Here is a 21712-nt window from a genome sequence, read left to right on the forward strand (position 1 = left end):
TCCGCTCCACTCGATATGTCACCTATCGTGCACAGGTGGGAGGATCGGTCGCCCGGTGGCCAGGATGCCGGTTCGCGAACGAGTGGAGGGCCCTCGGATGAACGTGGGAGACCGGGTCGGTGACCTGTCCGGTGTCGACGAGACCGGCGCCGAACTGCGGCTGTCGGACCTGCTGGCGAAGGGGCCGCTGGTCGTGTTCTTCTACCCGGCGGCGATGACCCCGGGTTGTACCAGGGAGAGCTGCCACTTCCGCGACCTGGCGAGCGAGTTCGCGGCGATCGGCGCCGGCATCGTCGGCGTCAGCGCGGACGACACCGCCAAGCAGGCCGAGTTCAGCGCCAAGCACTCCCTCGGCTTCCCGCTCCTCGCCGACACCAGCCGGACGATCGCGGACGCGTTCGGGGTCCGCCGCAGGTTCGGCCCCAACAAGCGGGCCACGTTCGTCCTCGACCGGGACGGAACGGTCGTCGCCCGGATCGACTCGGAGTTCGCGATGAACCGGCACGCGGACAAGGCGCTCGACGCGCTGCGCGCACTCGGCTGAGGCCTGACGTCAGGGCCGGGTCGTGAGGCCTGAGGCCACGCCCGCGGACCGCCGCACCACCCGGTGAGCGGTCAGCCCGACCCCGCTCCGTCGTGCCGAGACCTGCCTCACGCCGGACGCGACACGCCTCTCAATCTGAACCGACCGGTTTCGTCGTCGATGCCGTGATGGAAATTTGGTCCTGCCTATGGGCTGGAGGCATCTCAATCTCCATCACCGTGGGCATCGGAATGAGGGCGGAGAGTGGAGAAATGCGGGCACTTGTGACGGACGGGTCAGCGGCCAGCGGGCTGCGGCTTGGGGAGGTGCCCGATCCGGTACCCGGGCCCGACCAGGTGCTGATCAGAACGGCGGCGATCTCGCTGGTCGACCGCGACACGGGCTATGCCGCGGCGATGCTCGGCGACGGCGGAGTCTGGGGGTTCGACGCGGCGGGCGGGTCGACGATGACCCGGGCGGTCGACCTGCTGGCGGAGGGCGGCACCGCCCTCGCGGTCGGCGCGATCTCCGGGGAGCGGATGGTCTTCCCGCCGGCGGCCTTCGCGAGCCCGCTGCGCCGACGTGTCCGCGGGTTCTGGGGCAGCTGGCCGGTCGGCGGCGACCTGGCCACGGTCGTCGAGCTGGTCGCCGCCGGGCGGCTGTGCCCACGGCCGGGCTGGCGCGGTGGCTGGGGTGAGGTCGCGGGTCTGCTCGAGAGCTTCGCCGCCGGCCGGACCCGGCGCCGCCGGGCCGTGCTCGACGTCGTCTGAGAACCCGCACCCCCTATCGTCACCGGGGCCGCGGCCGTCCCGTGCCGCGTCCCAGACGAAGGGCAGAGGCTGTGACCAGGCCGATCGACGCCACCGCCGACGAGATCTTCCACCCCGCGGGTGAGGACCCCTACTGGAAGGAAAGCGCCTGGTTCGGCTTCGCCATCCCCGAGCGGGGCATGAACGGCTTCGTCTACTACTTTCACGACGTCCGGACCGGCGTCTCCGGTGGCGGGCCCGCGCTGTGGGATGCCAGTGGCGAGGAGACCTACGACTGCCGCTTCTACGACTGGCGCTGGACCCAGCCAGCCACCGGCCCGCTCGACTTCCGTGACTTCCGGCTGCCGAACAGCCTCCGCCAGGAGGTGGTCGAGCCGTTACGGAGCTACCGGCTGTCCTACGCCGAGCTCGGCCTGGAGCTCGACCTCGAGTGGACGGCGCTGATGGCGCCGCACGAGATCCGCTACAGCGACCTGGAGACGATGACCGGGGCCCGGCACTTCGACCAGCCTGGGCGCGCCACCGGGTGGCTGGTGCTGGACGGCGAGCGGATCGAGATCGACTGCTACTCGCTGCGCGACCGTACATGGGGCCCGCACCGCCCGGGCGCGTCGCGATCCGGGGACTACCTCTGGGCCATCGCCGCACCGGACTCGCACTGGCACGCGATCTCCATCGCCGACGACGAGCCCGGCGTGGATCTGGTGATGAACGGTTATCTCGTCCGCAACGGTGAGCTGGGCGAGCTCGTCCGCGGTGAGCGGCGGGTGCTGGAACGGCGTCGCGGCGCACCGACGAGGGTCGTGCTCGACGCCGAGGACGACCGCGGGCGGTCGCTGCACGCCGAGGGCGAGGTGGTGACCGCCCTGCGCTGGTTCGGCTGGCCCGGCAGGCTGGCGTTCTGGACGTTGACCGACTGGCGCTGGGACGGCCAGCAGGGCTGGGGTGAGAACCAGGAGTTCTTCCCGCGGGAGCAGGTCCGGTCGCTGCTCCGCCCCTGAGAGGCGGTGACGCCAGGCCCGGTCAGGTCAACGAGTACGCAATGGATCGGCTATCGGTGGCGTGGCGTGGCGCGTGGCCACCCGACGGTGCGCCACGGGGCGCCGTCGGTGTGGCCCGCCCCGGGTGCCGGGGCGGGCTGCGGCGGAGGTTCTCATGACAGAGCATCAACCCAGGTCAGCGGGTATCTGTTGAATCGTGACCGCTGTTTCGGTCATATTGTTCGCGTCCATCGGAGCATAGTGTCCATGCACGCCGGAGTGATCATTCGCGAGGTGGTATAGGCGCGCCGATTCATAGTTGTGAGCAGGTCGTTACCCATGTTGGACGTCCGGGATACGGTGGCTGCAAGAATCGGCTCGATCCCCGGGAGGCTTGCATGGCGACAACTCGTTCACTGTCGTGGTTGTCCGCCGTGCTGTTATGCGCCGCCGCTCTGACCGGCTGTCAGGGCGGCGCGGCGCAGAGCGCGACGTCCTGTACCACCGAGGGTGTCACCGCGGACGAGGTCAAGCTGGGGCTGTTGTTTCCGGACACCGGGCTCGGCGCGGTGACGTTCAGTGCCGCCCGGGCCGGAATCGACGCCCGACTCGGAGCGGTGAACGCGGCCGGCGGTGTGCACGGGCGCCAGATCGTCTATGACTGGCGAGACGACACGGCCAAGGTGTCGGTGAATCTCACGATGGCCCGCACACTGATCGAGCGGGAAAACATCTTCGGCATGCTCGAGACGAGCACGGTGGCCTCGGGCAGCGCCGCCTATCTCGCGGAGCGCGGGATTCCGGTGCTCGGGATCGCCGTGGAGGACGCGTGGGCGAAGTACCGGAACATGTTCTCCTTCAACTACAGTTTCACGGCGAAGGGCTCGGTCGACACGTTCGGCAAGTTCGTCCATGAGCGCGGCGGGACCAAGGCGATGATCCTGTACAACCCGCTCGACGCGACGGTGTCGACGCACATCGCCGAACAGTTCACCTCCAGTTTCCGGTCGGTGGGGATCGCGACGACCTCGGTCAGCACCGACAACAACCCCGTCACGGCCCAGGCGGACCAGCTCGCGCGGCAGATGGCCGAGGAGGGCATCGACACGCTGGCCGGCACGCTGAGCACGGAGGGCCTGGCCCAGGTCGTCGCGGCCGCGCGGCGCCAGGGCGTCCCGCTCAAGGTCATCCTCAGTAGCAGCCCCGCGCCGAACGCCGAGCTGTTGGAGACCTACGGCTCGCAGCTGGCGGGTCTGACGACGTTCGCCGCCTACATACCGCTGGAGACGAAGTCGCCCGCGCTCGACTCCTACCGCGCCGCGATGGCCACCCACGCCCCGCAGCTGCAGGACACCGACCAGACGCTGGCACTGGTCGGCTACATCATCGCCGACATGTTCATCCGGGGCCTGGAGGAGGCGGGGGACTGCCCGACCCGGCAGGGCTACATCGACGGCCTCCGGGCGGTGAAGGGCTACAACGCCGGTGGCCTCATCGGCGACATCGACCTCGAACGTGACTTCGGCAAGCCCGCCGAGTGCTACTCGTTCGTCGAGGTGAACCCCGAAGGCTCCGCCATCGAGATCGTCAGCCCGAACTACTGCGGACATCGGCTCGCCGACTGACGAGCCGGTGCCGCCCGCGTGCGATCCGTGTACTCCGAACGAAGGAAACCGCCCGACCATGAAACGTCATGGCCGCCGCCTGCGCTGCCTGGCCATCCTGCTTGCCGTCGGCGCTCTGGTCGCCGCCTGCTCGAACTCCTCCGACTCGAACACCGCCGCCCCCGCCTCGTCCGCCGGTGGCGGCGCGGTACCGGGTGTCACGAACGCCGAGATCCGGTTCTCCGTCCTGGGGACGCGAACCAACAACCCGCTGGGCACCTGCCTGCTGGACTGCTTCTCCCAGGGGATCAAGGCGTATTTCGACTACCGGAACAGCGAGGGCGGCGTCCACGGCCGCAAGCTCGTCGTCGCCCGGGAGCTCGATGACGCGCTCGGGCAGAACCAGCAGAAGGCGATCGAGATCGTGTCGGCGAAGGACACCTTCGCGACCTTCAGCGCCCCGCAGCTCGCCAGCGGATGGCAGAACTTCGCGGACGCGGGGATCCCGTTGTATGGATGGGACATCCACCCGGCGCAGATGATCGGCCGGAAGAGCATCTTCGGTAACGCGGCCCCGCCCTGCCTGGACTGCATGGACCGCACTTTCACCTACGTCGCCGAACTGGCCGGCACCAAGCGGATCGCGGCGCTCGGGTACGGCGTGTCCGACAACTCGAAGCAGTGCGTCACCCAGATCACCGACACGATCGAGCGGTACGGTGCGGCCACCGACCAGGAGATCGTCTACAAGAATGACACCCTGGCGTTCGGCCTGAGTAACGGGGTCGGTCCGGAGGTGGCCGCGATGAAGCGCGCGGACGCGCAGCTGGTCATCACCTGTCTCGATCTGAACGGCATGAAGACCCTGGCCCAGGAACTCGAGCGGCAGGGCATGGGCGACGTCCCGATGTACCACCTGAACACCTACAACCAGAAGTTCGTCGAGGAGGCCGGCGCGCTTTTCGAGGGTGACTACGTCAGCGTCGGGTTCCGGCCGTTCGAGGCCGATCCCGCGGACACCGCCATGGCCACGTTCAAGAAGTGGATCGGCAAGGTGGGCGGCCGGCCCGACGAGATGGCGATGTACGGATGGATCAACGCGGACCTCGCCTACCAGGGCATCCTCAAGGCGGGGCCGGCGTTCACCCAGGCGTCCGTGATCGACGCCACCAACCACCTGACCGACTACACCGCGGATGGCCTGACCGTTCCGGTGGACTGGTCGCGCCAGCACGGCCAGCGTTCCAAGGCCGACCCGGTCACCAACGGCTACAAGCTCGACTGCCGGGCGCTCGTCCGCGTACGGGGCGGGAAGTTCGAGATCGTCGGTGGAACGAAGGACAAGCCGTTCGTCTGCTGGCCGCCGAAGGACACCACCTGGTCCGAGCCGAAGCCGACGAGCTTCGGCTGAGGTGACGGGTCACGGCGGCGGTCCCGGCCGCCGCCGTGACGGGCGGTGTGCGGGGTCGGGATGTCGATCAGGAACGGGTTGCTCGCGCTGCTGGCCGAGCGCCCGATGTACGGCTACCAGCTGCGAGCGGAGTTCGAGTCCAGAACCGGGTCGACCTGGCCGCTGAACATCGGGCAGGTCTATACGACGTTGCGCCGCCTCGAGCGCGACGGGCTCGTCGAGGGTGCTGAGGACCCCGGCCCGCAGGCGCCCGCCGGTGGGGAGGGCCGGGGCATCGTCTACCGGCTCAGCGCGTCGGGCCACGCGGCCGCGCGGCGCTGGTGGACGACCCCGGTCAGCCGCCGCACGGTCGGCCGGGACGAGCTCGCCATCAAGCTGGCGCTCGCCGTCACGGTGCCCGGTGTCGATGTCGGCGGGCTGGTGCTGCGGCAGCGCACCGAGACGCTGCGGGCGATGCAGGAGCACACCCGGCTGCGCCGGCAGGCCGACGAGACCGGGGACGTCGCCTGGCTGCTCGTGCTGGACAGTCTGGTCTTCGCCGCCGAGGCCGAGATCCGCTGGCTCGACCACGTCGAGTCCCGCCTGGCGCGAGCCGCCGTGACGCGCACCCGCACCGACGCCGCTGCGCCCGGTGGTGCGTCTGCCGGTGGTGCGTCCGGCGGTGAGCGCCCGGGTGCCGTCACGGAGGCCCGCCGATGACGATCACACTGGACGGCGCCGTCCGGGAGTCGGCGGCCCGCCGCGTCCCTCGCGCCTCCGCCGCACCCCCACGCCCACCGCACTGCCGGCGGCGCGAAGGGCTGGCAGCGCGCGGGCCGGCGGACGCGGTTGGCACCGCGGTGGGGCCCGGCGAGACCACATAGGTGGCGGAGTCCGGCGGCTGCCGCCCCCCAGCGAACTAGCCCGAAATGACCAGCTGACAGGATGCATGGCGGGGGGATAGAGAAGGGACTTGTATGGCGTACCAGGCAGCGCCCGCCGACGTGGCCGGCCCGGCTTCACCCGAGTTCGCGCCACCGTCAGCACCGCCCAGCCTGGCTCCGCGTGAGCCGTCCGCGGTCGCGGCCCCGGCCGTCCCGGCGATCCCGGCGCAGGCCGTGGCCGGCGACACCCGCGACGCCTCCCCGGCCGGGATCCCGCCGCTGGACGGCGTCGACACCTGGGTCAGGGTGCCCGTCGCGTGGTGGAGGGCCGTCGCCGGACGGGTCGTCGGGGTCGCGATCACGCTGATCGGCGCGGTGTACGCGGTGTGGCGCGCCGGGACGCTGGACGGCACCGGCGTGGCCGGCCACCTGTTCTACGCGGCCGAGATCGTCAGCTACCTCACGATCGTGTGGACGGCGGTGATGACCGGCCGGATGCGCACCGGCTACGTCCGGCGCGCCCCGGCGCCGGCCGGCACCCTCGACGTCTTCGTCACCGTCTGCGGAGAGCCGGTCGAGATGATCGAGGCGACGCTGCGCGCGGCGCTGGCGATCGACTACCCGCACCGCACCTACGTCCTCAACGACGGGCGGATCGCCGGCCGGCCCAACTGGCGCGACATCGACGCCCTCGCCGCCCGGCTCGGGATCACCTGCTTCACCCGCACCGACGGGCCGCGTGGCAAGGCCGCGAACCTCAACCACGGCCTGGCCCGCACCGACGGCGACGCGATCATGACGCTGGACGCCGATCACATCGCGGTGCCCGATCTCGGCGAGCTCGTCCTCGGCTACCTGCGGGATCCGAAGGTCGGGTTCGTCTGCACCGAGCAGCGCTTCGACGTCGGCCGCCACGACGTGCTCAACAACGCCGAACCGATGCTGTACAAGGCGGTGCAGCCGGCGAAGGACCGCGACAGCGCCGCGTCGTCCTGCGGGAACGGCACCCTGTACCGGCGGACGGCGGTCGAGTCCGTCGGCGGCTTCAGCGAGTGGAACATCGTCGAGGACCTGCACACCTCCTACCAGCTGCACGCCGCCGGCTGGCAGAGCGTCTACCACCACGGCCCGGTGTCCGTCGGGATCGCGCCGGCCACCGCGGCGGAGTACGCCAAGCAGCGCAGCCGGTGGGCGATGGACGGCCTGCGCCTGCTGCTGTTCGACAACCCGCTGCGCAAGCCCGGCCTGACCGGCTGGCAGCGGGCGCACTACCTGCACACCGGGATCGGCTACCTGGTGGCGTGCGCGCAGATGATGTTCCTGCTGGGGCCGCCGCTGAGCGTCCTGGCCGGGGTCCAGATCGCGGCCGGGGTGTCGCTGACCGCCTACGTGCTGCACGCCCTGCCGTACCTGGTCGGCTCGCTGCTGTTCATCGTCGCCTACACCGGGCCGCGCGGAGCCCAGCGGACGGTGGCCAGCACCCTGTTCAACGCTCCGCTGTACGCGCTGTCGTTCGTGCGGGTCGTGCTCTCCGGCCGACCCGACTCCGGCGCGACCGCGAAGACCGCGCTGCCGCGGATGTCGCTCCTGCTGCTGCCCCAGGTGCTTTTCGCCGCCAGTCTGGTGGTCACCATTCTCGTCGTCGGCGTCAGCCCGGACGTGGCCGACCTGTCCGCGCTGGTGTGGGCCGGGGTGCTGCTGTCGATGGTGGCCGGGCCGCTGTCGGCGCTCTCGGAACGCCAGGACCGGGTGGAGCGGGCCCAGCTGCCGATCCGGGCCGTCATCCTCGGACTGGTGCTGAGCTTCGCCGTCGTCACCCTCCTGGAGGGCTGACCGGGCTTACCCGAAAATGCTGGCGGTGCCGAAGCCGGCGGTCAGCTGATCGCCGGCGGTGAACCGGCCGGGGGGCCGCCCCTCTCGCCGGCTCCGGCCCGTGTCAGCCGTTGGTGGCCCGGGGCTTGGGCCCGGTGGCGCGCATGTTGACCAGCCGTCCGAGCAGGTCGAACCAGAACGGGGCGCCGGCGGTGAGCGCGAAGCAGCCGATCGCGAGGCCGGCGATCTTCAGCAGCCAGCCGCCGACGGAGTCGGGGACCTCCCGCGGGTCGTCCCGCTCCTCCGAGTTGTGCACCCAGCCGATCGGGACGGCGAGTCCGGAGGCGTCCCGCACGGCCTGGACCGCCTGCTCCGCCGCCTCGCCGGCCGTGGGCTGGTCGGGCTCGGGCTGGTCGGGTGCCGCCGCGCCGCCGGAGGTCACCTCGACCTGGGCGGCCGCCACCGCGGCCTGGCGTACCGTCCCGTCCTGCCAGAACGCCCGGGCCAGCCCGATCGCGTCGAGGTTGAACGGGACGGCCAGCAGGATCGCGTAGCAGAGCAGGAAGATGGCGATACGCCGCCGGTACCAGCCGGAGAGGCGGTCCATGGCATCGTCGTACCAGCGGGCCAGCTCGGTGACGATCTTCTCGCGGTCCCCGGCGGCCTGGACGGTCGCCGCGATCAGGGCGTCCTTCGCCGGCGAGGGGGGGAGCGAGGCGAGCCCGTCCTCGATGGTCCCGACCGCGCCGGAGCCGGTGGCGGCGACGAGCGCGGCCGCCATCACCCGCCCGGCCGGGTGGTCCGCGGGCATCGCGGCGTACAGCGCCTGGGCGGTCCGCTCGTCGAGGGCGTGTCGGGCTTCGTCGTAGGCGCGCCGGTAGGCGGCCCGGGCCTCGTCGGTGACATGGTCGGGCAGGGTCTCCGGGCGGAGCTGGGACAGCATGGCCCGGGCGGGCGGGTCGACCCGGTCGAGGAGCGCCTGGGCGAAGGCGGTCGACGGCACGTACGACGGCAGCCGCAGGCTGCGTGCCCGGCGCACCGCGGCCAGGGCCCCGGAGACGGGCGGGTGGTCCGCCATGGCCGGCGGGGTGGCGTTGCGGCCGGTGGCACGGGTGGTGCGCAGCGGGCCGTCCAGCAGTTCGGCGGCGACGTCCGGCGGGTTGCCGCCGTCGGGGCCGTCCTCAGGGTCGCCGTCGGGGGCGCCGGCTGGCCGGGCGCCGAGCAGCCGCCGCAGCTCGGCCTCGAGCTGGCGTCCCCGGTAGCGGAACAGGGCGAGCACAGCCTCGTTGATCCGGGACACGGCGAGGCTGAACACGGCGAAGAGCAGCGCCAGCCCGATCAGCACATCGAAAGCGGATGAGTCCGGCATGGCCCCCGGTTCCCGACCCTCGGCCGCCCGTGCGACCGCTCGCGGGGCACAGGACGCGCACACCGGGACTCTCCCGGCAGACCGCGCATTTCTACACGGTGGCGCAGGGCCACCACCGAGCGGCGCCACCCACCGCGCCGGATGGGCACCGGCAGCCACGAAGAGTGAGGGCGGAGCCGGGCGGCCGGGGCGGAGTCGCCGTCGCCGCAGACCCCGAGAAGAATGGCCGCACAGCAAGCGACGGATGTGACGAGTAATCGAGTTGTACGGCGCATCGCCTGACCTACCTTCCGTAAGTGTCCGCATTTTCATGGCGGATGAACGGGAGGATTGACGGCCGACAGCTGCCGCGGTGCGTGCCGATGCTGATGTCGATGCCACGTGCCAGCCGCTTTCGGGGCCGCGCACCGGCGGGCGCGCCCCGCCGAACCGCCGCCCCCGCACGGTCCGATCTCGCCGTTGCTGTGCCCGCCGGTCAGGAGGCCGGGTGCCCGCGAGTGTTGTCGACCAGCAGAAACGGACCGTCGGTCCGGAATGCTGTTACGATACGGACCATCAGTCCGCCTCCGTAAGGGGAGGAGCGCCGTGGCTCTCGAAAGAGCAGTGGCTCCGGAAAGATCGGACACCGCCTGCGGCCGGGCGGCGATCGTGGCGGCGGCCGCCATCCTGTTCGAGCGGGGCGGGGTCGAGGCGGTCTCGATGGAGAACATCGCCGAGGCCGCCGGCGTCGGCAGGTCCACGGTGCTGAGCCGCGTCGGTGACCGCGCGGCGCTGATCCACGCGGTGCTGGCCCCCCGCGCCGCCGCGCTGCGGGAGCGGATCGAGGAGGGGCCTGCGCCGCTCGGCCCCGGCGGCGAGCCCGTCGACGCCCTGAACGCCTACCTCGACGCCCTGCTCGAGTTCGTCTGGACCAACCGGGCCCTCATCCGCACCCTGGAGGATGACAGCCTGGAGACCTACTACACCAGCCCACTCAGCGAGTTCTGGATCGGCGAGCTGGCGCGGCGGCTGTCCGCCACCCGTCCCGGCGGTGACGCCGACGCCGACGCCGAATACCTGGCGCACGTGCTGTTCCCCGCGCTGCGGGCCAACGCCGTCGACTACCTGGTCTCGGCGCGCGGGATGCCGCTGTCGCAGGTCCGCGCCGGTCTGCACAGACTCGTCGCCGTCTGAGCCCGCGCCGCGGCCCGAGCCGCTCGGGGCCGTGCCCGGCCGCGCTGGTCGGCCTCACCAGCCGGGCGGCGCACGGTCCCGAGCCCCATCCGATGGGACGGCCCTGTTGGGACGGCCCGGCGCCGGTGGGCGCTACTTCGCCGTGACGATGTCGGCACGCAGGGGCGCGAGCGCCGCTCCGATCTGGCCGGTGGTCTCCGCCGGGACGCCGAGGCCGCTCAGCGCCGAGACCAGGTGGTCCACCACGGCGTCGAAGTTGGCATCGGTGATCCGGAGGCCGGAGTGCACCGAGGCGATCGCTCCGCCCTGGTAGACCTCGGGCCCGCCGATCGCCGCGGAGATGAACGCCTGCTGGTGCGCCTTGAGGTGCGGGATGTCCTTGCCGGCGAAGAAGGGCGCGAGCTCGGGGTCGGCCGTCACCCGGACGTAGAACTCGTCGACCGCGGCCTGCACGGCGCTCGCACCACCGATAGCGTCGTAGATACTCATCAGAGGTCTCGCTTTCGCAGGATGGGCCCAGTCGAGGTCGGTGACCACGTGCGTTTCCATGGGCCGCATTGGTACATTTCCGACACGTCCACTAAATCGCGCAGGTAACGCGTTCGAAAGAGCCGAATGTCGACGCGGGAGCGACGGACGGCACGCGGTCGGGGGCCGCCCGACTCCTCACGGCCACGCGTATCAGCAGGTGAAGCCGCCGCGCCGCTGTCAGCGCCGCTGTCAGCCGGGCGGCGCGCGGCCGCGGCCGTACCGGCCGGCCGGCCGGCGCGGCCGCGGACCGTTACCCCTGGGGACGGGAGACCTGTTCCAGTGCTGCCGCGATCTCGGTGGGGATCTCGATGCCCAGAGCCGCGAGGTGCTCGTCCAGCTGGGCCGCGGAGGCGACGTCGAGCGTGATCGAGGTGACGGGTCTCGTCAGTTGCCAGGCCAGCGACAGCTGCGTGGTCGTGCACCCGAGCTCCGCCGCCGTGGCCTCCGTGGCGGCGACGGTGGCGTGCCCGTGCCCGTGGGAGCGGAGTGAGCTCGTGCTGATCAGGCCGAGGCCTTCCTCCGCGAGCAGCGGGAGGTGCTCGTGTTCGAGCTCCCGCGAGAGCAGGCCGTACGGGCCGCGGAACGAGATGAAACGGGCCCGGCCGAGCCGGTCGCTGACCGACAGCGCCTTCATCACCCGGTAGACGTGCAGGTTGGCGACGCCGACGTAGAGGACCTTCCCGGCGCGCACCAGGTCGTCCAGCGCGTCGATCGTCTCCTCCAGTGGGGTCGTCGGGTCGTCGGCGTCGAGTTGGAGGAGGTCGAGATAGTCCGTCCGGAGCCGGCGGAGGGTCGCCTCGCAGGCGGCCCGGATATGACGGCGGCTGTTCCCGCCGTCGTGGGGGCCCTGCCCGCTCGGCCGCCCGACGCTCGAGGCCAGGACGACGCTCGAGCGCCTGTCCCGAACGGCACGGCCGCAGAGTTCCGCCGCGGCGCCGTCCGGGTCCGTGCCGCCCCGGCCGATGTCGCCCGCGGCGGTGGTGTCGAGGAGGTTGCCGCCGGCGTCGAGGAAGCGGTGGATGACGCCGATCGCGGCCCGCTCGTCATGGCCCGCGGGCCCGGCGCCGAGAGCCGCGACTCCCAGCGCGAGCCGCGAGACGTTCAGCCCGCTGCGGCCGAGCCGCCGGTACTCCATCGGCCAGCTCGCACGCGGGACGGCCGGTCCCTCCCCGGCGGGCCTGGCGGCCTCGGTGGGCCTGGTGGCCTCGGTCGGGTGCGGGTCCGGCATGGTCTCCGGCCTGGCCAGGACGCCGTTGAGGAAGAGGCTCACCGCGTGGTGGAGGTGCTCCTCCTCGACCTCGGGGGTCCGGTAGATGCCGTAGGCGGCCAGCCACGCCGGCATCGCGCCGACCATGGCGAAGAACTGCTCGGCGGCGAGGTCGACGTCCCCGACGACCACGGTGCCCGCGCTCTCGTGCCTGCGTAGCAGATCAATGATCAGTTGCACCCGCGGTGACCAGGTGACGGCCTGCGAGCTCGCCGCGAACTCGGGGAAGCGCGCGGACTCGGCGATCGCCATCCGGCTCAGGCGGACGATGTCGGGGTCGACCGAGCGGGCCAGGATCGCCCGCGCGATCACGGTCAGGCTCTCGGCGAGGTCGTCGGGCAGCGGTTCGAGGACGCGCTCGTCGCGCTCCTGGCGGGTGAGCGCCCACGAGCTCACCGCGATGAACAGAGTTCGCTTGTCGGGATAGCGGGCATACAGGGTGCTCTTGGTGATTCCCGCGGCCTGCGCGACGGCCTCCATCGTGGTGCCGTCGTAGCCCGACTCCAGGAACGTGTCGACGGCGGCCCGCCGGAGCCGCTCGGTCAGCCTGGCTGCCTCCGTTGCCGTCGGGCGCCCGGCCCGTGAACGCTCGCCACCCGCCCTGGACTCCATCCGCTAAAGCTACGGATGCGTCGGATTCTGGTCAAGGTCGACGGCGGTGCCGTCCGGGCGCCTTCATGGGAGGCGGGCGCGGCCCTGGTCCGCCCGTTGCCGCCGGCTGTTGACCAAAACCATACGGACTCGTAGGGTTCATTCTCACGCGGCTGGAGAAGCAGCACGCGGATGGATCGTTTCGGAGTTCGCGGCGGCCCGTAGCCACGTGGCTCGTACGTGCATCGGCTCGGAGGTAGACGGATGGCGCACTTCCCGAAGCCCGCGGAGGGCAGCTGGACCGAGCACTACCCGGACCTCGGTACCGGGTTCGTCTCGTTCGAGGACTCGATCTCGCCCGAGCACTATGAGCTGGAGCGCAAGGCGATCTTCGGGCGGACCTGGCTCAACGTCGGTCGGGTCGAGCAGATCCCGAGGACCGGCAACTACTTCACGAAGGAGATCCACGCCGCGCGTGCGTCGCTGATCGTCGTCCGCGACGCCGAAGGCGAGGTCCGCGCGTTCCACAACGTCTGCCGGCATCGCGGCAACAAGCTGGTGTGGAACGACTTCCCCCAGGAGGAGACGCACGGCACGGCACGGCAGTTCACCTGCAAGTACCACGCCTGGCGTTACGGGCTCGACGGCTCCTGCACGTTCGTCCAGCAGGAGTCGGAGTTCTTCGACCTCGACAGGTCGCAGCTCGGTCTGGTACCGGTGCGCTGTGAGCTGTGGGAGGGCTTCATCTTCATCAACCTCGACAGCGAGGGCACGACATCGCTGGCCGAGTACCTGGGGCGCTTCGCGAAGGGACTCGAGGGCTATCCCTTCGGTGAGATGACCGAGGTCTACAAGTACCGGGCCGAGGTCGGGAGCAACTGGAAGCTCTACATCGACGCGTTCGCGGAGTTCTACCACGCGCCCGTCCTGCACGCGAAGCAGTACGTGGGCGACGAGTCACGCAAGCTGCTGGGCTACGGCTACGAGTCACTGCACTACGACATCGACGGTCCGCACTCGATGCAGTCGGCGTGGGGCGGGATGTCGCCGCCCAAGGACCTCAACATGGTGAAGCCGATCGAGCGGGTCCTGCGCAGCGGCAACTTCGGGCCGTGGGACCGCCCCGACATCGAGGGCCTGAACCCGCTGCCGTCGGGGGTCAACCCGGTCGGCCACCCGGCGTGGGGCCTGGACTCCTACGTCTTCTTCCCGAACTTCATGATCGTGGTGTGGGCGCCGGGCTGGTACCTCACCTACCACTACTGGCCGACGGCGTACAACCAGCACATCTTCGAGGGCACGCTGTACTTCGTGCCGGCCCGGACCGCGCAGGACCGCATCCGGCAGGAGCTTGCCGCGGTCACCTTCAAGGAGTTCGCGCTGCAGGACTGCAACACGCTCGAGGCCACGCAGACCATGCTCGAGTCCCGCGCCGTCTCGCGGTTCCCGCTCAACGACCAGGAGATCGCCATCCGGCACCTCCACAAGACCGCGGGCGACTACGTCGCCGGGTACCAGGGGTAGCACCGCACGCCGGCGGCCGGGCGCTGCTCTGTTGGGCGCTGCCCCGTAGGGCGCGTCTGGCCTGGTGCCGAACCGGTCCCGGCTCCGCCGGGTCCGGCGCCGCCCCCTTGACCTGAAGTCCACTTCATGTCGGAGGCTGGCGGCATGGACTTCACCGAGACCGAACGTGCGTATCTGGCCAGTCAGCGGCTCGGCCGGCTGGCGACCGTCGCCCCGGGCGGCGCGCCGCAGAACTCCCCGGTCGCCTTCCGCGTCAACGAGGCGACCGGCACGATCGACATCCACGGGTACGACCTGGGCGCCAGCCGGAAGTTCCGCAACGTCGCGGCCACCGGCGTGGTGTCCCTCGTCGTCGACGACATCGCCTCCGTCGACCCGTGGCGGGTGCGCGGCGTGGAGATCCGGGGAACGGCGGAGGCGCTGACCGATCAGGACCCGCCGCAGCGTCATCTCAGCCGCGAGGTCATCCGCATCCACCCCGTCCGGATCATCAGCTGGGGTGTCGATCCGGACGGGGCGGCACTGCGGGCGCGCGGGGTCAGTCGGATTTCTGCTGGAACAACGTGACGCTGTGGTCGCCGTTCGCGCTGCCCACGTAGTGGTCGGCGAGGAACGGGGTGCCCATGACCCCCTGCGACCAGTCCACCGACTGCCCGAAATCCCGGAACCAGTCGTAGAGCATGGTGCGGTGCGCGATGCGCCACTCCCCGTCCCGCTTCTCCAGCCGGTCGACGTAACGGCCGCCGATCACGACGTCATGCTCCTGCTCACCGAAGTCGATCCGGTGATAGGAGGTGACGTGGGTCTCGGCCACCGCGGTGTCACCCGTGACGTCGATCAGGGTCTGGCCCAGCGTGTGCAGGGTGACGGGAATCGAGGGCGCGCCGGGCACGACCCACGCCAGGTACTCCTTGAACGTGCCGCGGAAGATGCCGTGGTCGTCGGTCGCGTCCGGCCAGTACGCCCCGCTGATCAGGTCCGCGTCGCGCCGGTCCTCGCCCCTGGCCAGCCGGGCGAGGACGTCGCGGATCTGTTCCCGGTCGAGGACGAAACTCAGGTCGTCGGCGCTGATAGTCATATCCGGCTCACCTCGTGGTCGGCTGGGGGTGGAACGGGCGGTGGCCGCCCCGGGCTAGGGAATCTGCGGCTTGCGGGTGTTGATCAACGGCCGCCGGTAGGAGGGGTCCTCCTTGCCGCGGGCGGGAGCGCCGTCGAGGTGGATGTCCGGCACGTCGGAGAACGGGATGTCCATGGTGGGCACCAGGCCCGACCACTCGATGGCGTTGGTGCGCAGCGCGATCCGCCATTCACCCGCGCGCCGTTCCAGCCGGTCGATGTAGCGGCCACCGGCGATCCAGTTGGAGTCGTCGCGGTTGCGCCCGACGAACAGGTAGTACGTCTCGGTGTGCGCGGTGTCGCCGTCGATGTCGATGGTGACGTTGAGCAGGTTGTGGTGGGTGGCCACCTGGCCCTGCTCATGTCCGGCGGACGCCCAGTCGTACAGCTCGACCGGGCCGCCGACGAACGGACCGGCGGCGATCACGGCGTCGGGATGGAAGGCGGAGAGGAAGAGCTCGCGGTCGAACCGGTCCATGCCCCGGCTGAACCGGGTCAGGGTGTCGTGGATGTCCTGCCGCTCGAGCAGTCGTTCGAGCCGGGCGAGCTTCTCGGCGGTGATGGGCTGGCTCATCGTTCCTCGCGGTTGCTGTGCCGACGTCGGCGTCGACGCCGGGGGTGGAGATGCGGGTCGTGGGTGTGGTGGCGTGCGCTCTGCGATGCTGTGTGCGGCGTAGCTGGTTCAGGGAACGCCGCTGGTTGGGGACCGCGCCTCTGGTTCAGGGGGCGCCGGCGGTTCGCGGGCCGCTAGACGGGGGACCAGAGCGGGGCGCCACGCTGGGCCCGCAGGGACGGGATGACCTTCCCGTCGAGGTCGGTGACGCCGTACTCCTGGGCCAGCTCGGCGGTGATGAAGGTGCCCCCGGAGTGCCGCATCAGGTCCGTGTCCTGGACGAGCGCCGCGATGACGCGGCCGGGGAACTCCGGCGAGCAGCCGATCGTCGGGTTGGTGACGAGCTGCTCCTTCATCGTGGGGTTCAGCGAGATGTTGCGCTCGGCCCGCTCGGTGAAGGTGAGGCCCTGCCACAGCGAGATCGACGCGATGTTGTGCGGCTTGAGCTCGACGGCCATGTCCCTGGCCATGCGGTCGACCGCGGACTTGCAGGTGCCGAAGACGACGCCGTAGGTGTAGGTCACTCCCACGTAGCCGGAGATCGCCACGATGAGGCCGGCCCGGCGCGGAACCATGAGCCGCGCCGCGTGCCAGGCGGCGACGAAGTTCGACCGCACCCCGACGTCGACCATCTCCCAGTTCGACAGCGGCTTCTCCCAGAACGGGTTCGGCTCCGTCAGGTCCTCGGGCAGGGAGAAGGCGTTGTTGACCAGGATGTCCAGCCGGCCCTGCTCGCGCTCGACCTGCTCGAACAGCGCGGCGACCTGGTCGTCGTCCCCGTGGTCGACCTGCACGGCGATGCCCTGGCCGCCCCGGCGGTCCACCTCCGCCGCGGTCTCCCCGACCGTGCCGGGAAGCGGATGCGAGCCGGGGGACACCGTCCGCCCGGTGACGTAGACCGTCGCGCCCTCGTCGGCGAGCGCGAGCGCGATGCCCTTCCCGATGCCCCGGCTGGCGCCGGTGACGACGGCGACCCGGCCCGAAAGTAAACCCATGCGAACTCCCAGCTGGTGTTCATGGCTGTGGTCCGGCCGGCCGCCCCGACGGCACCGTGGTGGCCGGCCGGACCACGGGCGGGGGACCTACCCCGCGAGGTTCATCAGGCGCTGCCGCTCAGACCGCGGCCGGGACCTTCATGAGCTGGGCGAGGTTGCCGCCCATGAGCTTGCGCACGAGCGGTTCCGGCAGGTGGGCGAGCTCGTCGATGTAGCTGACCGGGTTCGCCAGCCCCTCCGGATGCGGATAGTCGGACCCGAACAGCACGTGGTCCTCACCGAGGACCTTGGTCAGCGCGCCGAGGTCCTCCTCCCAGAACGGGCTGACGTAGACGTTGCGCCGGATCACGTCGAGCGGGTTCTCGGGAAAGTCGTGCGGCATCTTCTTGTACAGGTTCTTCATGGCGTCCATCAGCGGGGCGACCCAGCTCATCCCGTTCTCGACGACGGCCACCTTCAGCCGGGGGAAGCGGGAGAGCGCGCCATGGCAGACGAGCGCCGAGACCGCGTCCTCGACCGGCCGCCAGGCCTGCAGCATCTGGAACGGGTTCGGCTGGAACGGCAGCATCTCGCGGTTGGCGCCCATCCACTCGCCGCTGTAGCGGGCGTACCCGCTGTCGGACGAGTGCAGTGCGACGAGGATGTCGGCCTCCTGCACACGGGCCCAGAACGGGTCGAACTCCGGCAGGCCGAACGAGCGCGGCCCGCGCAGGCCCGGCACGGGCGCCGGCCGGACGAGGATGACCCGGGCGCCCCGCTCGAGGACCCACTCGAGTTCCTCGACGGCCTTCTCCACGATCGGCAGGGTGATCACCGGCGTGGTGAAGATCCGGTCCTGGTAGTCGAACTGCCAGGTCTCGTACAGCCACTCGTTGAGCGAGTGGATGACGGCGTGGACGAGGTCCGCGTCGTCGCGCATCCGCTCCTCGATCAGGCTGGCGAGCGTGGGGAACATCAGGGTGCGGTCGAGCCCCTGCTCGTCCATGACCTTGATGCGCGCGGCCGGCTCCCGCCAGGCGTCGATGGACCGCACCGGCTTGCCGAAGATCTCCCGGTACGTCTTCCCCTCGGGGTTGCCGTGCCGGTAGTAGTCCTCCTGCGCCCCCGGGCGGGCGACGACCTCGAAGGTCGGGTTCGGGATGTACTGGCTGATCTGCCCGCGCACGACGATCTTCGTCCGGCCGTGCACGTCGACGTAGTCGATCGCGCCCCGGTAGCGCGCCGGCAGGAACTTGGTGAGCGCGTCCTGGGTCTCGTACAGGTGGTTGTCGGCGTCGAACACCGGAATGTCGTGGGTGGGCATCACACCTCCTGGTCAGGAGCGGCCGGATCCCCCGCGGGGTACGTCGCGGAAGGCACGGTCACGGTCGAGGGCGGGCTCGCGGGGCATGCCGAGGACACGCTCGCTGATCACGTTGCGGGCCATCTCGGTGGTCCCGCCGCCGATGCAGGTGGTCTGGCGCAGGAGGAAGTCGTTCCCGCACTCGGCGACCGCGCCGTCCTCGGCGCTCCAGGCCGCGCCCGCCGAGCCGGCGATGTCGTACGCCATGCTGGTGACGCGGGTGGAGGCGATGCCGGCGAACAGGCGCCCGATGGCGGCCGACTGGTCGGGCATCCGGCGGGAGACGACGCCGCGGCCGATCCGGCCCTGCAGCGACTCGCGGACCAGGTCGAGCACCCGGCCCTCGCCGATGAGGTCCCGTACCCGCGGCTCGTCGAGGCGGCCGGCGTCGCGGGCGACGTCCACCAGGACGGTGGCGTCGACGCCACCGTAGGACCAGCCGGCGGGGACGGTGACGAACGGGGAGTTGTGCAGCATCCGCTCGTGGAACATCCACCGGGTGCCGACGGTCCAGCCGTTGTCGACGTCGCCGATGCGGTCGGTGTCGGGGACCCGGACGTCGGTGATGAACTCCTGGCAGAACTCCTTGTTGCCGTTGAGCATCTCGATGCGCTGGACGTCGATGCCGGGCTGGCGCAACGGCATGATGAACACGGTGAGCCCGCGGTGCTTCGGGACGTCCCAGTTCGTGCGGGCCAGGCAGAGCGCCCAGTCCGACCACCAGGCCCCGGTCGTCCAGATCTTCGAGCCGTTGAGGATCCAGTCGTCGCCCTCGCGCACGGCGGTGGTCAGCGCGCCGGCGACGTCCGAGCCGCTGCTCGGCTCGGAGAGGAACTGCATCCAGATCTCCTCGCCCTTGATGATGGCGGGGAGGTGGCGCTCCTTCTGCTCCGGGGTGCCGAACTCGAGGAGCACCGCGGCGCACGGCGAGAACGTCGGCGCCTGCAGCCGGCCCGGGTACTCGAAGCCGGTGATCTCCTCGTTGAACGCCCGCTGGTGCTCCGGCGACAGGCCCTGACCGCCGTACTCGCGCGGGAAGCAGATGCCGGCGAGGCCGGCGTCGAACAGCATCCGCTGGATCTGCCGCTCGCGGGCGACGGCGGCGAGCTCCTCCTCGTCCGTCGTGTCCGCCCGCATGACGCCGGCACCCTCGTTGTGCTCGAGGGGGCGCAGGTTGGCGCGGATCCACGTCCGCGCCCGCCGGCGGAAGTCCGCGACGCTCTCCGTGGCTTCCGCGTTCGCCGCGCCGGCGGCCGAGCCGGTGCCGGTGCTGATGTCGGACGTCATGCCCGCTCCTTGAGGTGCTCGACGACGGCGGCGACGCGCTGGCGGTGCTCGGCCGGCGTGCCGCACAGCGCCCGGTTCACGGTGACGCGGCGCAGGTACAGGTGCAGGTCGTGCTCATAGGTCACGCCGATCCCGCCGTGCAGCTGGACGCAGTCCTGCAGCAGCTCCGTCCCGTAGTCGCCGATGAAGGACTTCGCCGCGCTCACCAGCTCCCCGGCGTCGGGTGAGCCGGCGTCGACGGCCGCCGCGGCGCTGTCGTTGACGGCGTGCGCGCCTTCCAGCCAGGTCTTCATGTCGGCGAAACGGTGCTTGAGCGCCTGGTAGGACGCGAGGGGCCGGCCGAAGGAGTAACGCTCGAAGGCCCAGCGGACGGTCATGTCGAAGGCGGCCTGCATCGCGCCGACGGTCTCGGCGTTGAGGATCACGATCGCGCGCTGGAGCTGGCGCTCGATCTGGTCGGCCGCCGCGCCGACCTCGCCGACGACGGCGGCGCGCGGCACCCGGACGCCGTCCATCCGGACGGCGAAGAAGCGCCGGGTCAGGTCGACCGTGCGCAGCGGCTCCACCGTCACCCCGGGCGTGGCCGCGGGCACCAGCAGCTGGGTGAGCCCCTCCTCGCCGCGGGCGGCGACGAGCAGGTGCCCGGCCTGGGCGGCCGACTCGACCGGGCGGCTCACCCCGTCGAGGACGAGGTCGTCGCCGTCGACCCGCAGGGCGAGGCCGACGCTGTCGAGCCGGTCCAGCGGCGGCGGCCCGCCGAGGCACCACGCCGCCACCGTGGCACCCGACAGGATGTCGGCCAGGACCTCGGAGTGCGCTGGGCCCGCCGCGCCCAGCGCGGCGGCGACGACGTTGGTGGCGGCCAGCGGCCCGGGTGCGGCGCGCAGGCCGAACTCGTGGGCGACCAGCGTCAGGTCGACCAGGGCGGACCCGCTGATCGACCCGCCGCCCTGCTCCTCACCGACCAGCAGGGACGTCCACCCCAGCTCGGCTCCGCCCTGCCAGTAGTCGGCCTCGAAGCCGGCGGGGTCGTGGCGCAGGCGGCGGACCGCCTCGGCCGGGACCCGGTCCGCGAGGTATCTCGCGGTCGCCTCCCTGAGGACCTCCTGGTCGGGACTCAACTCCAGCAGCACGATCCGTCACCTCGCGTCATTCGGCTCCCTTGCCCGACGCCTGCCGCGGCTCGGGTCGCGCCGCGTGGGCTCCCGTCCGACCGCGGCCGCACGGGGCGGTGCACACCGTGGGGTGCGCGCCCGTGGTTCAGGACCGGTCCGGCGGACTAGGCCGTCACGATACGGACCGGCGGTCCACATACGCAAGAGGGTGGTTCGGGCATGATTCGGGCGCCGCGGGCTGACGTCGGCGGTCAGCTGCCGGCGAGGCGGTGCAGGCCGGCGCGGACGCGGTCGGGGTCCATCCGGCGGCCGGAGACCAGGTAGTCGATGACGTCGGCCCGCAGCGCGGTGAACAGGACGTGCGTCAGGTAGTCGGTGTTCTCACCCGGGCGCACGGCGTTGAGGCGCCGGGCGAGCTCGCTGATCCAGTACTGGCTGGACGGGTTGGCGTAGTAGGCGTACGGCCCGTGGTGTTCGAGCGCGCGGATGAGGGTGCGGTTCGTCCAGACGAAGTCGAGCAGCGAGTCGAGGTAGGCGTGCAGCGCGGCCACCGGCTCCCCGCCGGGGCCGAGCGGGGGAGGCCCCTGCTCGACGAGGGTCAGCATCGCGGCGACCCGCGGGTACAGGACGGCCTCGATCAGCGCGGTGCGGTCGCCGAAGCGGCGGAACAGGGTGCCCTTGCCGACCCCCGCGGCCCGGGCGATGTCGTTCATCGACACCTGCTCGGCGCCGTCGCGGTCGAACAGGTCCGCCGCCGCCGCGAGGATCGCCGCCCGGTTGCGGGCGGCGTCGGCGCGCTCGGACCCGGCCACCGCTGCACCTCCTC

General features: G+C 71.3%; 21 protein-coding genes. 11 read left to right on the forward strand and 10 right to left on the reverse strand.

Annotated elements, in window-relative coordinates; translation table 11 throughout:
* Positions 1-97: 97 nt before the first annotated feature.
* The 8 genes from AC559T_RS06115 to AC559T_RS06150 all read left to right on the forward strand — a co-directional run bounded on the left by AC559T_RS06115 (position 98) and on the right by AC559T_RS06150 (position 7984).
* Complete coding sequence (locus AC559T_RS06115) at positions 98-544, forward strand: peroxiredoxin (RefSeq protein WP_368953839.1); 447 nt, start codon at positions 98-100, stop codon at positions 542-544.
* A 251-nt stretch (positions 545-795) separates the two neighbouring features.
* Positions 796-1293 (forward strand): MDR/zinc-dependent alcohol dehydrogenase-like family protein, encoded by a 498-nt coding sequence (locus AC559T_RS06120; RefSeq protein WP_112105648.1) that lies wholly within the window; start codon positions 796-798, stop codon positions 1291-1293.
* Positions 1294-1364: 71 nt separating this feature from the next.
* Positions 1365-2294, forward strand: coding sequence for a DUF7064 domain-containing protein (locus tag AC559T_RS06125; protein ID WP_498868051.1), 930 nt, complete (start codon positions 1365-1367; stop codon positions 2292-2294).
* 377 nt (positions 2295-2671) lie between these two features.
* The gene (locus AC559T_RS06130) at positions 2672-3898 is read left to right on the forward strand and encodes an ABC transporter substrate-binding protein (RefSeq protein WP_112105650.1); all 1227 of its coding nucleotides are present in this window, start codon (positions 2672-2674) and stop codon (positions 3896-3898) included.
* A gap of 58 nt (positions 3899-3956) precedes the next feature.
* Positions 3957-5288 carry an ABC transporter substrate-binding protein gene (locus tag AC559T_RS06135; RefSeq protein WP_498868052.1) on the forward strand — a complete coding sequence of 444 codons (1332 nt, stop codon included), beginning with the start codon at positions 3957-3959 and terminating at the stop codon, positions 5286-5288.
* Between the two features lie 60 nt (positions 5289-5348).
* Entirely contained in the window at positions 5349-5987 is a 639-nt protein-coding gene (locus AC559T_RS06140; RefSeq protein ID WP_112105652.1) for a PadR family transcriptional regulator, read from the forward strand.
* The gene (locus AC559T_RS06145; protein ID WP_157904353.1) at positions 5984-6151 is read left to right on the forward strand and encodes a hypothetical protein; all 168 of its coding nucleotides are present in this window, start codon (positions 5984-5986) and stop codon (positions 6149-6151) included. Before AC559T_RS06140 ends, AC559T_RS06145 begins: the two co-directional genes overlap by 4 nt.
* A gap of 93 nt (positions 6152-6244) precedes the next feature.
* Entirely contained in the window at positions 6245-7984 is a 1740-nt protein-coding gene (locus AC559T_RS06150; protein WP_498868053.1) for a glycosyltransferase family 2 protein, read from the forward strand.
* Between the two features lie 103 nt (positions 7985-8087).
* On the opposite strand, the gene AC559T_RS06155 is transcribed toward AC559T_RS06150, so the two are convergent.
* Positions 8088-9332, reverse strand: a complete 1245-nt coding sequence (locus AC559T_RS06155) for a hypothetical protein (RefSeq protein ID WP_112105654.1) — start codon at positions 9330-9332, stop codon at positions 8088-8090.
* Between the two features lie 585 nt (positions 9333-9917).
* Here AC559T_RS06155 and AC559T_RS06160 point away from each other — a divergent pair.
* Positions 9918-10505 (forward strand): TetR/AcrR family transcriptional regulator, encoded by a 588-nt coding sequence (locus tag AC559T_RS06160; protein ID WP_112105656.1) that lies wholly within the window; start codon positions 9918-9920, stop codon positions 10503-10505.
* Positions 10506-10637: 132 nt separating this feature from the next.
* Here the strand turns inward: AC559T_RS06160 and AC559T_RS06165 are convergent, their stop codons facing one another.
* Together AC559T_RS06165 and AC559T_RS06170 are read right to left on the reverse strand one after the other, a co-directional pair.
* The gene (locus tag AC559T_RS06165; RefSeq protein ID WP_112105657.1) at positions 10638-10994 is read right to left on the reverse strand and encodes a group I truncated hemoglobin; all 357 of its coding nucleotides are present in this window, start codon (positions 10992-10994) and stop codon (positions 10638-10640) included.
* Between the two features lie 292 nt (positions 10995-11286).
* The gene (locus tag AC559T_RS06170; RefSeq protein ID WP_498868054.1) at positions 11287-12915 is read right to left on the reverse strand and encodes an aldo/keto reductase; all 1629 of its coding nucleotides are present in this window, start codon (positions 12913-12915) and stop codon (positions 11287-11289) included.
* A gap of 243 nt (positions 12916-13158) precedes the next feature.
* On the opposite strand from AC559T_RS06170, the gene AC559T_RS06175 reads away from it, so the two are divergent.
* Together AC559T_RS06175 and AC559T_RS06180 are read left to right on the forward strand one after the other, a co-directional pair.
* A complete protein-coding gene (locus AC559T_RS06175) occupies positions 13159-14418 on the forward strand; it encodes an aromatic ring-hydroxylating oxygenase subunit alpha (protein WP_131622078.1) in 1260 nt (419 codons plus the stop codon).
* Between the two features lie 144 nt (positions 14419-14562).
* Positions 14563-14985, forward strand: coding sequence for a PPOX class F420-dependent oxidoreductase (locus AC559T_RS06180; protein WP_112105660.1), 423 nt, complete (start codon positions 14563-14565; stop codon positions 14983-14985).
* Here AC559T_RS06180 and AC559T_RS06185 read toward each other — a convergent pair.
* From AC559T_RS06185 to AC559T_RS06215, 7 genes are all read right to left on the reverse strand, one after another.
* On the reverse strand, positions 14957-15496 hold the full coding sequence (locus tag AC559T_RS06185; protein ID WP_071066257.1) for a nuclear transport factor 2 family protein: 540 nt from the start codon (positions 15494-15496) through the stop codon (positions 14957-14959). The two genes, AC559T_RS06180 and AC559T_RS06185, sit on opposite strands and share 29 nt — an antisense overlap.
* A gap of 54 nt (positions 15497-15550) precedes the next feature.
* Positions 15551-16108, reverse strand: coding sequence for a nuclear transport factor 2 family protein (locus tag AC559T_RS06190; protein WP_071066256.1), 558 nt, complete (start codon positions 16106-16108; stop codon positions 15551-15553).
* Between the two features lie 173 nt (positions 16109-16281).
* Entirely contained in the window at positions 16282-17142 is an 861-nt protein-coding gene (locus AC559T_RS06195) for an SDR family NAD(P)-dependent oxidoreductase (protein ID WP_498868055.1), read from the reverse strand.
* Between the two features lie 118 nt (positions 17143-17260).
* Entirely contained in the window at positions 17261-18445 is a 1185-nt protein-coding gene (locus AC559T_RS06200) for an amidohydrolase family protein (RefSeq protein WP_498868056.1), read from the reverse strand.
* 12 nt (positions 18446-18457) lie between these two features.
* Positions 18458-19771, reverse strand: coding sequence for an acyl-CoA dehydrogenase family protein (locus AC559T_RS06205; protein WP_116430166.1), 1314 nt, complete (start codon positions 19769-19771; stop codon positions 18458-18460).
* Entirely contained in the window at positions 19768-20904 is a 1137-nt protein-coding gene (locus AC559T_RS06210; protein WP_071066253.1) for an acyl-CoA dehydrogenase family protein, read from the reverse strand. The genes AC559T_RS06205 and AC559T_RS06210 overlap by 4 nt, the downstream gene beginning before the upstream one ends.
* Positions 20905-21137: 233 nt before the next feature.
* A complete protein-coding gene (locus tag AC559T_RS06215; RefSeq protein WP_071066252.1) occupies positions 21138-21698 on the reverse strand; it encodes a TetR/AcrR family transcriptional regulator in 561 nt (186 codons plus the stop codon).
* Positions 21699-21712: the final 14 nt, after the last annotated feature.

The organism is Frankia sp. Hr75.2, from assembly GCF_949319125.1.
Classification (GTDB): Bacteria; Actinomycetota; Actinomycetes; order Frankiales; family Frankiaceae; genus Parafrankia; species Parafrankia soli.